The sequence below is a fragment of the Cupriavidus sp. WGlv3 genome (assembly GCF_023952475.1).
In the GTDB taxonomy this organism is placed as follows: Bacteria; Pseudomonadota; Gammaproteobacteria; order Burkholderiales; family Burkholderiaceae; genus Cupriavidus; species Cupriavidus phytorum.
In genome coordinates, this window is sequence record NZ_JALHRX010000021.1 from 1 (window position 1) to 13,804 (window position 13,804).

Annotated in this window: 14 protein-coding genes and 1 tRNA gene; 4 read left to right on the plus strand and 11 right to left on the minus strand. The window is 69.1% G+C overall.

Going from position 1 to position 13,804, the window contains the following annotated elements; genetic code table 11:
- Positions 1-348 (minus strand): aldehyde dehydrogenase family protein (locus MKD38_RS25455; protein ID WP_371925749.1); only part of this gene is annotated, 348 nt, incomplete at its 3' end.
- A 120-nt stretch (positions 349-468) separates the two neighbouring features.
- On the minus strand, positions 469-1,800 hold the full coding sequence (gene aptA, locus MKD38_RS25460) for an omega-aminotransferase AptA (RefSeq protein WP_252681314.1): 1,332 nt from the start codon (positions 1,798-1,800) through the stop codon (positions 469-471).
- Between the two features lie 322 nt (positions 1,801-2,122).
- On the opposite strand from aptA, the gene MKD38_RS25465 reads away from it, so the two are divergent.
- Positions 2,123-3,583 (plus strand): aminotransferase-like domain-containing protein, encoded by a 1,461-nt coding sequence (locus MKD38_RS25465; RefSeq protein WP_252681316.1) that lies wholly within the window; start codon positions 2,123-2,125, stop codon positions 3,581-3,583.
- 407 nt (positions 3,584-3,990) lie between these two features.
- Positions 3,991-4,956 carry a CDF family Co(II)/Ni(II) efflux transporter DmeF gene (gene dmeF / locus MKD38_RS25470; RefSeq protein ID WP_252681318.1) on the plus strand — a complete coding sequence of 322 codons (966 nt, stop codon included), beginning with the start codon at positions 3,991-3,993 and terminating at the stop codon, positions 4,954-4,956.
- Between the two features lie 65 nt (positions 4,957-5,021).
- Here the strand turns inward: dmeF and MKD38_RS25475 are convergent, their stop codons facing one another.
- From MKD38_RS25475 to MKD38_RS25495, 5 genes are all read right to left on the minus strand, one after another.
- The gene (locus MKD38_RS25475; RefSeq protein ID WP_252681320.1) at positions 5,022-5,465 is read right to left on the minus strand and encodes a GNAT family N-acetyltransferase; all 444 of its coding nucleotides are present in this window, start codon (positions 5,463-5,465) and stop codon (positions 5,022-5,024) included.
- A gap of 315 nt (positions 5,466-5,780) precedes the next feature.
- Positions 5,781-5,855: transfer RNA gene (locus MKD38_RS25480), tRNA-Cys, on the minus strand.
- Between the two features lie 91 nt (positions 5,856-5,946).
- Positions 5,947-6,426 (minus strand): bacterioferritin, encoded by a 480-nt coding sequence (bfr, locus tag MKD38_RS25485; protein ID WP_252681321.1) that lies wholly within the window; start codon positions 6,424-6,426, stop codon positions 5,947-5,949.
- Positions 6,427-6,540: 114 nt separating this feature from the next.
- Complete coding sequence (locus MKD38_RS25490) at positions 6,541-6,723, minus strand: hypothetical protein (protein ID WP_252681324.1); 183 nt, start codon at positions 6,721-6,723, stop codon at positions 6,541-6,543.
- A gap of 9 nt (positions 6,724-6,732) precedes the next feature.
- Complete coding sequence (locus MKD38_RS25495) at positions 6,733-7,725, minus strand: Bug family tripartite tricarboxylate transporter substrate binding protein (RefSeq protein ID WP_252681327.1); 993 nt, start codon at positions 7,723-7,725, stop codon at positions 6,733-6,735.
- A gap of 104 nt (positions 7,726-7,829) precedes the next feature.
- Here MKD38_RS25495 and MKD38_RS25500 point away from each other — a divergent pair, with 104 nt between their 5' ends.
- Positions 7,830-8,777, plus strand: coding sequence for a LysR family transcriptional regulator (locus MKD38_RS25500; protein WP_252681330.1), 948 nt, complete (start codon positions 7,830-7,832; stop codon positions 8,775-8,777).
- Between the two features lie 21 nt (positions 8,778-8,798).
- Here MKD38_RS25500 and MKD38_RS25505 read toward each other — a convergent pair whose 3' ends face one another.
- From MKD38_RS25505 to MKD38_RS25520, 4 genes are read right to left on the minus strand one after another with little or no spacing between them, the layout of a single operon-like run.
- Entirely contained in the window at positions 8,799-10,118 is a 1,320-nt protein-coding gene (locus MKD38_RS25505) for an MFS transporter (protein WP_252681332.1), read from the minus strand.
- Between the two features lie 53 nt (positions 10,119-10,171).
- Positions 10,172-11,473: an acyl-CoA dehydrogenase family protein gene (locus tag MKD38_RS25510; RefSeq protein ID WP_252681335.1), complete on the minus strand. Its 1,302-nt coding sequence runs from the start codon at positions 11,471-11,473 to the stop codon at positions 10,172-10,174.
- Positions 11,470-11,856: a DUF6285 domain-containing protein gene (locus MKD38_RS25515; protein WP_252681338.1), complete on the minus strand. Its 387-nt coding sequence runs from the start codon at positions 11,854-11,856 to the stop codon at positions 11,470-11,472. The genes MKD38_RS25510 and MKD38_RS25515 overlap by 4 nt, the downstream gene beginning before the upstream one ends.
- Positions 11,831-12,922 (minus strand): phosphotransferase family protein, encoded by a 1,092-nt coding sequence (locus MKD38_RS25520; RefSeq protein WP_252681340.1) that lies wholly within the window; start codon positions 12,920-12,922, stop codon positions 11,831-11,833. The genes MKD38_RS25515 and MKD38_RS25520 overlap by 26 nt, the downstream gene beginning before the upstream one ends.
- Positions 12,923-13,080: 158 nt before the next feature.
- On the opposite strand from MKD38_RS25520, the gene MKD38_RS25525 reads away from it, so the two are divergent.
- Positions 13,081-13,716, plus strand: a complete 636-nt coding sequence (locus MKD38_RS25525) for a TetR/AcrR family transcriptional regulator (protein ID WP_252681343.1) — start codon at positions 13,081-13,083, stop codon at positions 13,714-13,716.
- The last annotated feature ends 88 nt before the right edge of the window (positions 13,717-13,804 follow it).

Sequence of the window (13,804 nt, forward strand, 5' to 3'; positions counted from 1 at the left end):
CACCTCGATGCCGCGCGTGACCTCGCCCTTCGCGTCCGAAAATACCTTGCCGTGCTCGCGCGTGATCAGCGCGGCGAGGTCGTCGTGGTGCTGGTCCAGCAGTTCCTTGAACTTGAACAGGATGCGCGCGCGGCGCAGCGGCGGGGTGTCGGCCCATGCGGGAAAGGCGGCCTTGGCGGCGGCCACGGCATCGGCTACATCCTGCGTAGTGCCGAGCGCGACGCGCGCCGAGACTTCGCCCGTGGCGGGGTTGAACACATCCGCCTGGCGCTGGCCGCCGGCGCGGCGCACGGTGCCGCCGATGAAATGATGGACTTCGGCCAGTTGCCGGTTTTCTGCGATGCTCACTTGGGATTTCCTTCGATGGCCGTGGCGCGCGCATGGCGCGCCACGGCGTGCAATCAGGGAGGCCGGGCCCGCGGGCCCGGCGGCAATGGGAGGCGGCGCGGGCCGCTAGCTCGATGTCCCTTACTTGATGTCCTGCAGCGCCTTCTTCACCGTATCGAACAGCTCGCCGATCTGCGCTTCGGAGATGATCAGCGGCGGCGAGAACGCCAGGATGTCGCCGGTGTAGCGCACCAGCACGCCCAGCTCCAGGCACTTGAGGAAGGCCTCGTAGGCGCGCGCGCCCGGCTGGCCCGGACGCGATTCCAGCTCGATGCCGGCCACCAGCCCGTAGTTGCGGATGTCCTTCACGTGCGGCGCGCCGCGCACGCCATGCGCCGCGGCTTCGAATACCGGCGCCAGTTCGGCGGCGCGACCGAACAGGTTCTCGCGCTGGTACAGGTCGAGCGTGGCGATGGTCGCCGCGGCGGCAACCGGATGGCCCGAGTAGGTATAGCCGTGCAGCAGCTCGATCGTGCCCGGCGCGGCCGAATTGACCACGGCGTCATGCACTTCGCGGCGCACGGCGACGGCGCCCATCGGCACCGCGGCGTTGTTGATCGCCTTGGCCATGGTGATCAGGTCCGGCGTCACCTTGAAGCGCTCCGCCGCGGTGGCAGCGCCGAGGCGGCCGAAGGCGGTGATGACCTCGTCGAAGATCAGCAGGATGCCGTGGCGGCTGGTGATCTCGCGCAGCTTTTCCAGGTAGCCGACCGGCGGCACCAGTACGCCGGCGGAGCCCGCCAGCGGCTCGACGATCACCGCGGCGACGTTGGCCGGGTCATGCAGCGCCAGGATGCGCTCGAGCTCGTCGGCCAGATGCGCGCCCCATTGCGGCTGGCCCTTGGAGAAGGCGGCCTCGGCGAGGTTGAAGGTGGCCGGCAGGTGGTCGGTGCCCGGCATCAGGTTGGCCGAGAAGGCCTTGCGGTTCGGCCCGATGCCGCCCACCGCCATGCCGCCGAAGCCGACGCCGTGGTAGCCGCGCTCGCGGCCGATAAAGCGCGTGCGCTGGCCTTCGCCACGCGCGCGGTGGTACGCCAGCGCGATCTTCAGCGCGGTGTCGACCGCCTCCGAGCCGGAGTTGGTGAAGAAGATGCGGTCCAGCCCCTGCGGCATGATCGCCGCCACCTTGGTGGCGGCCTCGAACGACAGCGGATGGCCCATCTGGAACGGCGGCGCATAGTCCAGCGTGGCCGCCTGGCGTGCCACCGCCTCGGCGATTTCCTTGCGGCAGTGGCCGGCGGCCACGCACCACAGGCCGGCGCAACCGTCCAGGATCTGGCGGCCGTCGTGGGTGGTGTAGTACATGCCGCTGGCCGACGCCAGCAGGCGCGGCGCCGCCTTGTACTGGCGGTTGGCGGTAAAGGGCATCCACAGCGCATCGAGATCGGGAATCACGGTCTTGGCGGCGTCCATACGTTCTCCTGGGGGAATCGGGTCGGTGGGCGGCGCCGCGCTGGGGGCAGCGGCGGCGATGAAGGCCACTCTACCGGCGGCGGCTGGCCGACAAAATATACAGTTCGGACAACCGCGCCTTACCGTACAGTTTGACCACGCCAAACCGTACAGGCAAGCGGCCCTGCGCTGCCGCTCCGGGTCGCTTCGGCCGTGCCCCGCCCCTGCCGCCGCATGGCATGCCACGTTGCACCGCGGCAATTTTCGCGGGATGGAGCGCCACCGGCCGCGACCGTGCCGCCAGCCGCTAAACTGTACAGGTCCCCGCCCGCCCGAGTGCCCGATGCTGACCCTGAACCTGACCCGCAGCCGCCGCGACGGCGACACCCTGACCGAGCAGATCGTCGCCGGCATCGCCGCGCTGGTCGAGCAGCGCGCGCTGCGCGCCGGCGCGGCGCTGCCGTCGGTGCGGCGCTTTGCCCAGCATCACCATGTCAGCACCTTCACCGTGGCCGAGGCGTACGGACGGCTGACCGCGCTCGGCTACCTGGCCGCGCGGCCCGGTGCGGGCTATACCGTGGCGCACCGCCATGCACCGGCCGGGCATGCGCGTGCGCCGCAATGGGAGGCGCCGGGACTGAACGCTGCCTGGCTGCTGTCGGACGTGTTTGCCGATCATTCGGTGCCGATCAAGGCCGGCGCCGGCTGGCTGCCGGGGGACTGGCTCAACGAGGAAGGCCTGCACCAGGCCATGCGTGCGTCGGCGCGCGTGCCGGCGGCGCAGCTGTCGGGCTACGGCCATCCGTATGGCTTTGCGCCGCTGCGCGAGCACATTGCCGCGGGCCTGGGCCAGTACGGCATCCCGCTGCAGGCGCAGCAGGTGGTGCTGACCCAGGGCGCGACGCAGGCGCTGGACCTGGTGGTGCGCACGCTGCTGCGCGCCGGCGATACCGTGCTGGTGGAGTCGCCCTGCTACTGCAACCTGCTGCAGATCCTGCGGCTGGCCGGGCTGCGCGTGGTCGGGGTGCCGCGCACGGCGGCGGGGCTGGACACCGACGCGCTCGAGGACGCGCTGCGCGCCCACGCCCCGCGCGCACTGTTCATCAACACGGTGCTGCAGAACCCGACCGGCGCCAGCCTGACCAGCATGAACGCCTTCCGCGTGCTGCAACTGGCCGAGCAGCACCGGCTGCTGGTGGTCGAGGACGATATCTACCGCGAGCTGGCGCCGGCGGGCTCGCCGATGCTGGCGGCCATGGACGGACTGTCGCAGGTGGTCTATGTCAACGGCTTTTCCAAGACCATCACGCCGTCGCTGCGGGTCGGCTACCTGGCGGCCAGCCCGGACCTGGCCAAGGCCTTCGCGCGCACCAAGATGGCGGTGGGCCTGACCTCATCGGAGGTGACGGAGCGGCTGGTGTATTCGGTGCTGACCAGCGGCCATTACGGCCGCCATGTGGCGGCATTGTCCGAGCGGCTGCGCGCGCAGCAGGACCGCGTCACCGAAAAGATGGAAGCGCACGGGCTCGAGGTGCTGCTGCGCCCGGAAGGCGGGATGTTCGCATGGGCGCGCCTGAACGAGGCGGTGCAGGCGCGCTGGCTGGCCAGCCGGCGCGGCGGACCGCTGCTCGGCAACCGGCTTGCCACGATGGCGCTGGAGCATGGCATCTGGCTGGCGCCGGGATCGTATTTCGAGCCGGACGAAACCGATTCGCCATGGATCCGCTTCAACGTGGCCACCGGCGATGCGCCACAGTTGTGGCAGTTCTTTGACAGCCTGGCGCAGGCGCGGCAGGCGGCTTGAGGTGGAGGAAGGCGGCGTGGCCGGCGCTCAGCTCCAGAGACGCTCGACCAGCCAGCCGGCGGTGGCGCAAACGCCTACCCAGGCGGCAAGACAGGTGACAATAAAGCGATAGCTCATCTCGGTACGGTCAACAAAGATATGACGGGGACGTGAATTTTCGCCGAATCATACATCCATTCATGAATGTATGTAAGCGAAAGAAAAGATTCCTTACGACTATCGCGGTCATGTTGTTGTGTATAACGCACACGCGTGCAATACCGTCCGTCGTTCCCTGACACAAACCAAGCCCGCCCATGATGCCGTAGGGGATGCCACGGCACGCGCACGGGTCTCTGCTACCCTTGGGCCTGCCCGGCCCCGTGCCAGACGATTCACCAGTTTCAAGCGCAACGCACGTATTCCCCATGCATACCCAAGACCTGTCCGCCTGGACCCACAGCCACGCCTTCGACGCGGGCAACCGCGCCGCCGAACGCGGCACGCGCCTGGTCATGGTGATCACCGCCATCACCATGGTGGCGGAGATCGCCGCCGGGCTGTGGTTCAACTCGATGGCACTGCTGGCCGATGGCTGGCACATGAGCTCGCACGCGCTGGCGATCGGCCTGTCGGCCTTCGCCTACGCCGCCGCGCGGCGCTACGCCGGCGACTGGCGCTTTGCCTTCGGCACCTGGAAGATCGAAGTGCTGGCGGGCTTTGCCAGCGCGGTGTTCCTGCTGGGCATTGCCGCGCTGATGGCGGCGGGCTCGGTCGAGCGGCTGTTCACGCCGCAGGCCATCCACTATCGCGAAGCAATGGGCGTGACCGCGCTCGGGCTGCTGGTCAACCTCGGCTGCGCGCTGATCCTCGGCGGCCATGCGCATGGGCGTGAGCATGGGCATGACCACGGTCACCATCACGGCCACGATCACCACCATCACCACCATGACCTCAACCTGCGCGCCGCCTATGTGCACGTGCTGGCCGATGCCGCGACCTCAGTGCTGGCGATCGTCGCGCTCGCCGGCGGCTGGTGGCTGGGCTGGTCGTGGCTGGACCCGGTGATGGGGCTGGTGGGCGCGGTGCTGGTCGGGCGCTGGGCCATCGGCCTGATGCGCCAGAGCGGCACGGTGCTGCTGGACCGGGAGATGGACCATCCGGTGGTCGACGAGGTGCGCGAGGTGCTGGCCGGCCTCGATCACGGCGACGAAAGCACGCGCGTGTCCGACCTGCATGTGTGGCGCGTGGGCCGGCAGCACTTTGCCTGCATCGTCTGCGTGGTCACGCATGACGGCGCGCTGACACCGCAGCGCGTGCGCGAGGCGCTGTCGGTGCACGAGGAACTGGTGCACGTGACGGTGGAAATCAGCCGCTGCGACGGCGATCACTGATACGACCACTGAGGCGAGCGCTGAGGCGAGCGCAGCGACCCGCCCTCGGCTTGCGGAGGATCAGCTCAGCTCAGCTCGCACCACATGCACAGCGGCGGCGTGTCCGCGGCGCGGTGGAATTCGCTCGATGCCATGACTTCGGGCGGCAGCTTCGCGGCCGGCACCAGCGTAAAGCCGTAGCGCGCGAAATAGCTCGGACAGCTGGAAGCGAGCAGCACCGCACGCAGCGCGCCGTTGGCGCGGGCCCGCATCAACGCGGCACGCACCACGTGGGTGGCCACGCCCTGGTCGCGGTGTTCGGGCAGCACGGCCACGGAACGGATCACCACGGTGTCGCCGCAGCGCTCGCCGGCGGCGCAGCCGATGATCTGCGCGCCAAGGATGGCAACGTGGAAATGCTCGAGCAGCCGCGGCACGCCGTCCAGCGGCAGGCCACACCGTTCCAGCACCTCGCCCACGGCGGGAGCGTCGGTCGGCACGGCCGCGCGGATGCGCAGGTCTTTCATCATCTGGAGCCTCTGTTTTTCACACTGCCTCGCGAAGGGAAACGCCATGGAAGCCCGTACATGGCGGTGCCGCCAACTGGCGGCACGGGTTGCACGCAGGCCGACGGGCCTGTCGGGCAACATTACCCGATTCGCTGCCGTTGATCCATTGGGGATAAACGGGTGTCCGGAACCTTTGCGGCATACCGGTCAGGGCGCGCGCGGCACAGCCCGCCGCAGTCATGACGCTGGCCGATGACAGGCGTGTGAAAAAAGAAAGCGGAGAGCTCGCGCGCGACTGCGCAGGTGCGCCGGGCGCAATGCGCCCGAGCCGGAATATGGAGGCGGGGATCCGGAATCGAACCGTCGTACACGGCTTTGCAGGCCGTTGCATAACCACTCTGCCACCCCGCCGCTGACATCGCGCCGGAGCGGCGCGACGTGCTGCGGGCCGCAGTGTAGCGGGAAATGGAAATCTTTGCAGGAGACCGCGCGCCGCGCCGGCTCAGCCCTCGATCTCGCCCATGGCGGACTGGATGTAATTCTGCAAGCCGACCTTGCGCACCAGCTCCAGCTGCGCCTCGAGCCAGTCGATATGTTCCTCGGTGTCTTCGAGGATATCGACCACCAGCTGGCGCGAGACATAATCGCTGACCGATTCGAAATACTTGATCGCGTCCTTGCAGCTGGCCTGCGACACCAGTTCCAGCTTCAGGTCGCAGCCGAGCATCTCTTCGGTGTTCTCGCCGACCAGCAGCTTGTCGAGGTCCTGCAGGTTGGGCAAGCCGTCGAGCAGCAGGATGCGCTCGATCAGCTTGTCGGCGTGCTTCATTTCCTCGATCGATTCCTCGTACTCATGCTTGCCCAGCGCGCGCAAGCCCCAGTGCCGGTACATGCGGGCATGCAGGAAATACTGGTTGATGGCGGTCAGCTCATGCCGCAGCTGTGCGTTCAGCAACTGGATTACCTTCTTGTCAGTCTTCATGGCAGCCCCCAATGCCCCTGTGACAGGGACATGCGATGTCGCGATGGCACGACCACAGCAACGCCACGGCGAATCAGCCGCCGTGACTTCATGGTAGTTCCGCATAGGCGGACATCAAGCAATCCGGGCCCGCGCCGCGGCGTTCTTGCCGCATGGCTCTTCAATTTTCCAGCCTCGCTTGCGGATGCGAATGCCAATGGTTTTTATTCGGTTTTCATAAGCGCCCTGCTCGACATCGTGACAATAAAAAGCGAGCGCCGCGGCGTTTGCCGCGGCGCCCGCCATGGGCGTTGCCATCGTTGAAGTTCAGTCCAGCTTCGCGCCCGAATCCGCCACCAGCGTCTTCAGCACTGGCCAGTCGCGCGCATAGAGCGCCTGCGCCTCGGCCGGTGTACTGCCCACGGTGCGCAGCCCCAGCGTGACCATGCGCTCCTGCATCTCGGGGGTCTGCAGGATGGCGCGCACTTCGCTCTCGAGCCGGGCCAGGATCGGTGCCGGCACGCCTACCGGCGCCACCAGTCCGATCCAGCCGACGGTCTTGAAGGCGCTGTCCTGCATGCCGGCCTCGGCGAAGGTGGGCATCTCGGGCAGCGCGCTGCTGCGCTGCGCGCCGGTCACCGCCAGCGCCTTGAGCTTGCCGCTCTGGATATAGGGCTTGGCGGTGAGGATGCTGGCGAAGCCAAACTGCACCTGCCCACCGAGCAGGTCCTGCAGCATCGGCGCCTCGCCCTTGTAGGGCACGTGCGTGGCCTGGCCGTGCACCAGCTTGCTGTAGTAGGCGCCGCTCAGATGCGACAGCGAACCCACGCCCCACGAGGCATAGCTCAGCTTGCCCGGCCGGCTGCGCGCGTAGTCGCCCAGCTCGCGCACGGTGCGCGCCGGCACCGACGGATGGGTCACCAGCACCAGCTGCGCGTCGGCCAGCACACTGATCATGGTCAGGTCCTTGCGCGGATCGTAGGGCAGCTTCTGGAACAGGAACTGGTTGGTCAGCACCGACTGCGTCAGCGTCATCAGCAGCGTGTAGCCATCGGGCGCGGCCTTGGCTACGGCATCGGTGCCGATGATGCCGGATGCGCCGGCCTTGTTGTCGACCACCACCGGCTGGCCGAGCCGCTTGCTGAGCTTTTCGCCCATGGCGCGGGCAATGGTGTCGGTGCCGCCGCCGGCCACATAGGGCACGACAATGCGGATGGGCTTGGCGGGATAGGCCTGGGCCGCGGCCGGCAAGGCCATACCGAGCGAAAGCCCGGCGACGAGGCCGCCGGTGGCCAGCGTCAGCCATGCGCGTCGGTTCATGTTGTCTCCAGATAGGTTTTGGTTTTGGAGGGCAACCTTAGTGGGCTTGAGAACTTACGTCCAATGCAATATTTTTCAGTTTTTGATGCATAAATGATTAATTCATGGGCTTGAGGCAACTGCATCACTTCGTCACGCTGGTCGAGCAAGGTAGCTTCGCGCGCGCCGCTGCCGCGCTGCACCTGTCGCAGCCGGCGCTGACGCGCAGCATCCAGGCGCTGGAATCCGATCTGGGCACGCTGATCGACCGCAGCTACGGCAAGGTGCGCCCAACCGCCGCCGGCATGCTGGCGCTGGCGCGCGCGCGCCGCATGCTGCGCGAGCAGCGCGAACTGCGGCGCGACCTGAAATTGCTGGAGGACGTGGAAGTCGGCACGATCCGCGCCGGCTTCGGGCCGTTTGCGGCCTCGTTCCTGCTGGACCCGGTGCTGGAGGCGCTGGTGCGCCGCTATCCGCGGCTGCGCATCGACCTCGAGACCGCCGACACGCCCGCGATGCGGCGCTCGCTCGAAGCCGAGCAGCTCGACATCTTTGTCGGCGAAAGCCGCAGCCTGGCGGAACTGGCACACCTGCAGATCGACCGGCTGCCGGCACTGGAAACGGCATTCTTCGTGCGCAGCGGCCATCCGCTGACCCGGCAGCGCCGGGTCACGCTGGCCGACCTGCGTGGCTACCCGGTGGCCGGGACCCGGTTGCCGCCGCATATCGTGCGCTACTTCCGCCAGGCACTGCACGAGGCCAGCGGCGGCGGCGGCCCGCTGCCGGAGGACGAGCCCGGGCTGATGAGCGTCACCTGCAACGACATGCATGCGCTGCGCGCGCTGCTGCTGGCCGTCGATGCCGTGGCGCTGGTGCCGGTGGCGATGATGGCCGAGGCGTGCGCGCAGCGCCTGGCCGTGGCCCTGCCGATGCACCCACCCACCGCGCTGAAGGCGCAATATGGCATCGTCACGCTGGCCGGACGCACCCCGTCGCCGGCCATGCGCGTGTTCGCGGCGCTGGTGCATGAAGCGGTGGCGCAGACCGGCGCCGATGCCGGGCCGGCGCCGTAGACCCGGCGCGATGCGAGGCGTTCAGCCCGCAGCCACCGCGGGCTGTCCGGCCTGGACATCCGTCGGCAGCCGCGCGGCCAGGCGCTGGCGCGAGCGCTCCGGGTTGACCACGCACAGCCCGGCCAGCGCCGCCACCACCATGATTGCGCCGCACAGCGCCAGCCCCAGCTCAAAGCCGCGCGCGCCGGGCACGTTCTGCACCAGCACGCCCGTCACCAGCGGCGCCAGCACACCGGCCACCGACGACACCGAGGCATCGATCGCCAGCACTGCGCCGCGCTGCCCGGCCGGCACCACTTCGGCCAGCATCGCCGGGCCGAGCGAATAAATCGCCGGCGCGCACACGCATGCCAGCACCAGCAGCCCCACGCGCATGGCCGGCGTGGTGTCCGGCCATTGCAGCAACAGGAAGAAGCCGCCCGCCAGCAGCAGCATGCCGGCCGAGACCCGGCCGCGCGCCACCCGCGACGACACCCCGCGCGCCAGCAGGCGTTCCGAGAACCACGCGATCGCGATCGTCAGCGGCAGGTTGGTGCCGACGATCAGCGCGAACAGCTTGCCGCTGACGGCATGGTCGAAGCCCAGCCCGCTTTGCAGGTAGGCCGGGATCCAGGTCAGGCACAGCGCCAGGCCCCAGTACGCCGCCAGCCGCAGGGCAAAGCAGCCGAGCACGGTGGGATCGCTCAGCAGCACGCGATACGGCAGCCGCTGCGGCGCGCCGGGGCCCGCGGCGCCCGCGGCACCATGGCCGGCCGGGCGTTCGTCGAGCGTGCCTTCGCGCCCGAGCGCGATCCAGACCACCGCCCACACCACGCCCAGCACCGCCAGCAGGTAAAAGTTGGTGCGCCAGCCCCAGTGCGCCGCCACCGCAGGGATCAGCAGCCCGGCCAGCACGATGCCGATGCCCGCTCCCTGCGTCAGCACCGCCACCGGCAGGTTGCGCCGGTTGTTCGGAAACCACTTGTAGCAGGCGTGGATCGCCACCGGCGCGGCCGGCCCTTCCATGAAGCCCAGCAGCACGCGCGACACGATCAGCACCGCCAGGCTCGACGACAGCGCGATCGGGATCTGGCACAGCGACCACGCCAGCGCCATCAGGATCAGCAGCCGCGAGGTCGGCGTGCGGTTGGCGAGGAAGCCGCCCAGCACGCCGGACACCGCAAACAGCCAGAAGAAGCTGCTGCCGACCAGGCCGAACTGCGCCGGCGTCAGCCCCAGCTCCGCCATCATCGGCGCGGCCAGCAGGCCCACCACCATCTTGTCCATGGCGTTGACCACCAGGAAGAAGAACAACAGCACTGCGGTCAGCCACGCGCGGCGCGGCTGGTAGGTTGGATTCATGCGTGCCTCCCGGAAGTAAGGGGATGCCCGCCGCTGCAGGCATCGAGGTTCATTCATTGATGCGCCGTGCCGACGCCGTTGCGCCCGTCGCCGCCGATATAGCCGAACAGGTAGGCGCCGACCTTGCGCATCTGGATCTCGTCCGAGCCCTCGGTGATGCGGTAACGGCGGTGGTGACGGTAGATATGCTCGAACGGCTTGTGGCGCGAATAGCCGAGCCCGCCGTGCACCTGCATCGCGGTGTCGGCGGCCTCGCAGCACAGGCGGTTGGCGGTGTAGTTGCACATCGAGACCTTGTCCGACAGGCGTTTCTCCACCTCGCGCTTGGGCATCTGGTCCATTTGCCAGGCGGTCTGGCGGATAAAGGCGCGCAGCATCTCGGCGCGCGTGGCCAGTTCCACCAGCGGGAACTGGATGCCCTGGTTGCGCGCCAGCTCTTGCCCGAAGGGCTTGCGCTGGCGCGCGTACTTCACGCTCTCGCGGATGCAGTAGTCGGCCGCGCCCAGGCTGGCGGCGGCCTGGCGGATGCGGTTCTCGTGCACGAAATGCTGGGCAATGGCGAGACCGGCGCCGGGTTGCCCGAGCACGGCGTCGTCCGGCACCCAGACCCCGCTGAAACTCACACGCGGGTGGTCGGTGGGCATGTTGAAGGTCCACAGGTACTCTTCCACGCGCACGCCTGCGCTGTGCGCCGGCACCAGGAACGCGGTGATGCCCCGGGCATCGCCGTCCTCGCCGCTGGTGCGCGCGAACAGCACCACGTGCGTGGCGGTATGCAGGCCGGTGGTCCACATCTTCTCGCCGTCGATGCGCCAGCCGCCGCGCCCGCCGCGCGCCTCCGGGCGCGCGCGCGTGGCCATGTGGGTAGCGTCGGAACCGTGCTCTGGCTCGGTCAGGCCGAAGCTCAGCTTGACGGTCTCGTCCAGCATGCCCGGGATCAGCGTGGCGCGTTGCGCGTCGCTGCCGAAATCGCGCAGCACCAGCACGAAAGGCTTGTTGCCGACGATCGAATGCTCGTTCTGCAGGTCGTTGTGCAAACCCAGCCCCCTGGCCGCCAGGTGTTCACGGATCACGGCCATCCACAGGTTGCCGCCATCGCGGCCACCGTACTCGGCAGGCAGCGCGAAGCGCAGGTGCCCGGCGCGGTCGGCGCGGCGGCGCGCTTCGGCCAGCAGCGCCTCCCATTCGGGGCGCGGCAGGCCCTGGTTGTCGAAGTCGGTGCGGGCCCATTCGCGGCGGTGGTCGAAGAAGCGCTGGTTGTCGCTCTCGGCCTGCAGTGGTGCGATCTCGGCCTCGATAAAGGCATCGAGCTCGGCCAGGTAGGCCGTCAGCTCGGCCGGCAGCTGGAAATTCATGGAAGCGTCTCCTCAGGATCCACAATCTGGCGATAGCTGCTGTACCCGGGCTGGTCGACGGCAAGCTTGGCCAGCGTGACCGCCCACAGGTGGTCGGCAAGCCCGGGCGTGGCGGCATCGAGGCGCCCGCTGGCGATGCCCTCGCACAGGCGCCGGTTCAGTTCGGCGAGCGTGCCGTCGGCGCCCAGCAGCGCGCGCAGGCGCTCGTGCTCCGCGGCCTGCGCCGCGGGCGCGAGGCGCAGTTCGCGCGCGACGATGTCGAGCACATTGGCGGCCACGCGCGCATCGAAGGCCGCGCGGCCGCTCAAGCCTGGGATCACGGTGTCACGCAGGAAGGCGGTCACCGCGTCGATCAGTTCAGCGGCGTGGGGGGTGTCTTGCATGTTCAGTCTCCGGGGCCGGGCCGGCCGACGCAGGCTCGCGCGGCAGCAACAGGTCGAGCAGGTCGATCTCGGTTTCGGAACTGCGCCGGCCGATCGCGGCGCGTTCCACGCTGCGCGGCCCGCCGCCGTCCAGCGCGCGCGACATGGTCTGGCAGGCCACGCCCCACTTGAGCACGCCAAAGATCTCCCAGAAGCGAACGCGCCCGGCATCGACCGTGCCGCCCGCGTCGGCATAGCCGGCAAACAGCTGCGCGCGCGTACCGAAGCCGCCCACCGGCAGCTCGGAGCGGCCGAAGCGCCAGGAATTCACGCACAGCCAGCCCAGGTCGGTCATCGGATCGCCCACATGCGCCAGCTCCCAGTCCAGCACCGCGCGCAGGCCCGTCTCGTCGACCATCAGGTTGCCGTTGCGGAAATCGCCATGGACCAGCGTGGCGCGCCCCGGTGCCGGCGCATGGCGCCGCAGCCAGCGGAAGGCCAGCTCGAATACCGGGCGCTGCTCGCCCGCCGCCCGATAGCGCCGCAGGTAGCCCTCGACTTCGTCGGCGGCGCAGCTCTCGCGCAGCGGCGGCAGCGCGGCGCGGTCGATGCCGTGGATCGCGGCGAGGGCCTGCCCGCACTGGTAGGCCAGCCGTTCGCGCGCCCGCGCCAGCCGCGGCTCGCGCACGATGCGCCCGCCCAGCGTCTCGCCTTCGATGCGGTCCATCACGAAGCCGGCGCCGATGCCGTCCTGCGGCGCCAGCATCGCCCGCACCACCGGCACCGGCACCCCGGCCGCGCCGGCCAGTCGCAGCAGCGCGGCCTCGGCCGCCATGCCTGCCTGTAGCGCCGACACCGTCGCCGCGGGCCGCGCCGCCGCGCCGGGATCGCGCCGCAGGATCATCGGAACGGGCCCGTGCGACCCGGCCAGCGTGAACGACCACGTCTCCTGGCTGGCGCCACCGGACAGGCGGCGCAGATCGGTGATGCCGGCCTCGGCATCGAAGCCGGGCAACTCGCGGCGTACGACGCGGCGCAGGCCGGCCAGCAAGCCGGCTTCCGCGTGGAGGGGCGTGGATAGGTGCATCGGTCTCCGGGCAGTCCCGCATGGTCGCGGCACCGCAGAATTAGTAATCTTGATTATGTTTTTGCCGAGTATGGTGGCCTGATACAGTTCATGACATCAGTAAAAACACGGACAAACAGGGGCACGCGGAATCACTTCCGCAACCGATCGGGGTCGTCATGAAAGAAAAACTGATCGCGCTGGAAGGCCACGCCGGCTATGCCGCGCCGCGCTATTCCAGCGGGCTGCGCACCACCCACCGGCTGCTCGAGGCCGGCCGCCGGCTGCTGCGCGAACGCACGCTGGAACAGGTGCCCATCCAGGAGATCTGTGCCCGCGCCGGCGTCACCACCGGCGCGTTCTACAGCCGCTTCGACGGCAAGGACAGCTATTTCAAGGCCCTGCAGGCGCTGGCGCTGGCTAAGCTGCGCAACGCCATGGCGGCGCGCCTGGCACAGCTCGATAACGCACCGACGTCGCTGGAGGACGCGGTGCGCACCATGGCGCGCGACAGCCGCATCTGGGCGTGCCGCAATGAAGGCGTGCTGCGCGCCTCGCTGGTGGTGCGCGCCACCACGGGCGAAGACCCGATCCGGCAGCTCAATCGCCAGTACATCGTCGACCTGGCCTCGCGCCTGGCGCGGCTGCACCCGGCCGGCCCGTCGCCCGAGCTGGAACTGCGCATCCGCTTCGCCCACCAGGCGCTGGCCGGCACGCTGCTGTATGCGCTGATCAACCGCGAAAGCATCTACGCGCTGTCAGACCGCCGGCTGGACCAGGAAATGGCGCGGGCGTTCCTGCTGTCGGTGGCGTAGCGCCAGTCAAGTCCAGGCCACAATGGAAAAGAGGCCCCGCAGGGCCTCTTCGCAACTGGCAGATGGCAGCCGGCGTCGCGCCGGCTTC